The 2,723-nt window shown below is 55.1% G+C and carries 1 protein-coding gene; it reads left to right on the top strand.

Going from position 1 to position 2,723, the window contains the following annotated elements; translation table 11 throughout:
* On the top strand, positions 1–2,723 hold a 2,723-nt coding region (locus tag H8S63_RS19635), incomplete at both ends, for an N-6 DNA methylase (RefSeq protein ID WP_186927686.1).

Here is a 2,723-nt window from a genome sequence, read left to right as displayed (position 1 = left end):
ACGGGTACAATCCTGAGGCATCTCTATCCCGGCAAGAAAACGCGCACCTGCGGTTTTGAGAAAATCGAAAGACCGTTCAACAATTATTTCGACTTGGCGGTGTCCAACATTCCGTTCGGAGACATAACCGTGTTCGACCCTGAGTTTCAGCGGAGCGACTCATTCGGCAGACGCTCCGCCCAGAAAGCCATCCACAACTATTTCTTTCTCAAAGGACTGGATGCCGTGCGTGACGGCGGTATCGTGGCGTTCATCACCTCGCAAGGGGTATTGAACAGCACCAAGACCTCCGTGCGTAACGAGCTGTTCAGTAAGGCTGATCTGGTATCCGCGATACGCCTGCCCAACAACCTGTTCACGGACAACGCGGGGACAGAAGTGGGCAGTGACCTGATTGTCCTGCAAAAGAACCTCAGCAAGAAGGAAATGTCGCAGGACGAGCGGCTGATGACCGTAATACAGACGGACACGAAAACCGACCTGACCGACAACGCCTATTTCATCCACCACCCGGAACGCATCGTGCATACGACGTCGAAACTTGACACCGACCCATACGGGAAGCCCGCTATGGTCTATCTGCACGAGGGCAAGGCAGCAGGCATCGCCGGGGATTTGCACCGTATGCTCGACGAGGATTTCCATTACAGGCTCGCCATGCGTCTGTATTCGGGTTCAATCCGGCAGTCGGGAACGGAAGAAAAAGTTACCGTTCAAAAGGAGGTGGAGCGTACTGCCATAAAGATGGAAACAACATCTTCGATGCAGGCGGTGGAAACTCCGACGGAGAAACCGCAACCCACAGAGGAAAAGCCGGAGATAGAGCCACGTCCGAAATATTTTGACGGTGTGCAGCTATCCTTGCTCGACCTCTGGGGGATGACGGAAGAAGTCAGCCAACAACCGAAAACCGCCAAAAAGAAAAAGGAGGCGAAAAAGGAAAGCCCGGCAAGGCGCGTTCTACCCAAGCCACAGGTGCATGTCACACAAAATGTTACGGCTGTGCCGACGGCTACCACCCCTAAGACTGTAACAGAGAACAAGGAGGCTAAAACGGAGAACACCGCCAAGCCTGCCGACCCGGACGACATCTATGCCACGTTGGACTGGGATACCAATCCTCCCATCAACGGCTTCTATGAAATGATGATGGGTTTGACACCGGAACGCAGGAAAGAACTTCGGGAGCTGGCGAGACAGCATAACGAGAAACAAGCGGCGGCGGAAAAGACGGAAGTGAAAGCTATGTCGGAAACGCCCCGTGAGCAACCTCGACAGGAGGAAACACAGCCGGAGGCAGTCGCAGCACCTGCCGTTACAGATACCCCATCGGAAGCGGTGGCAACCTCCCTTTTCCCCGACATCGAAGCGGAAAAGCCGAAGGAGGAAATCGTGGACCTTTCTCCGCGTGCCTACCACCGCACGCCGGAGATGCACCTGCGCGAAGGGTCGCTGGTGGCTGACCGGGGGCGTCATAACATCGGCTACCTGAAAGACATCACGCCATACGGGGCGACATTCCAGCCGCTCAACCTGAAAGGATACCAGAAGGAAAAGGCGTTGTTGTATGTGTCACTGCGTGACGCCTACGAGCGTCTGTATCGTTATGAATCGCTCCGGCGCGAGGCAAATGTTCCGTGGCGAGAGCATCTGAATACCTGTTACGATGAGTTTGTCATGCGCTACGGCAACCTCAACGCCAAGCAGAACGTGAAGTTAGTGATGATGGATGCGGGCGGGCGCGACATCCTTTCGCTGGAACGGGTGGAGAACGGAAAGTTCGTCAAGGCGGACATCTTCGAGCATCCTGTTTCCTTCGCGGTGGAGAGCCATGCCAACGTAGGCACACCCGAAGAAGCCCTGTCCGCGTCGCTCAACAAGTTCGGCACTGTCGATATTGACTATATGAGAACGATAACCGACAGCACGGCGGAGGAATTGCTCACAGCCCTGCAAGGGCGCATCTATTATAATCCGCTCGTGACCGGTTACGAGATCAAAGACCGCTTCATTGCCGGGAACGTGATAGAGAAGGCGGAACGCATAGAGGCTTGGATGGGCGACAATCCCGAAAATGAGCGTATGCCGGAGGTGAAGCAGGCGTTGGAAGCTCTGAAAGAAGCCGAACCGCCGCGCATCGCCTTCGAGGATCTGGACTTCAATTTCGGGGAACGATGGATTCCGACGGGTGTCTATGCCGCCTACATGAGCCGGCTGTTCGACACGGAGGTGAAAATCGCCTATTCCGCAAGCATGGACGAGTTTTCGGTGGCGTGCGGCTACCGCACCATGAAAATCACGGACGAGTTTCTGGTGAAGGGGTATTACCGGAACTATGACGGTATGCACCTCCTGAAACACGCCCTGCACAACACCTGCCCTGACATGATGAAGTCCATCGGCAAGGACGAGCATGGCAACGACATCAAGGTGCGCGACAGCGAGGGAATACAGCTCGCCAACGCCAAGATTGACGAGATACGAAACGGTTTTTCCGAATGGCTGGAAGAGCAGTCGCCGCAGTTCAAGGAGCGGCTTGTGACGATGTATAACCGCAAGTTCAACTGTTTCGTGCGCCCGAAGTATGACGGCTCGCACCAGACTTTTCCCGACCTCAACCTGAAAGGGCTGGCAAGCCGGGGTATCAAGAGCGTCTATCCCTCACAGATGGATTGCGTCTGGATGTTGAAACAGAACGGCGGCGGAATTTGCGACCACGAGGT

It is taken from the genome of Bacteroides sp. NSJ-39 (assembly GCF_014287315.1).
Lineage (GTDB): Bacteria > Bacteroidota > Bacteroidia > Bacteroidales > Bacteroidaceae > Bacteroides > Bacteroides finegoldii.
This window is presented reverse-complemented; position numbering and strand designations above follow the sequence as displayed.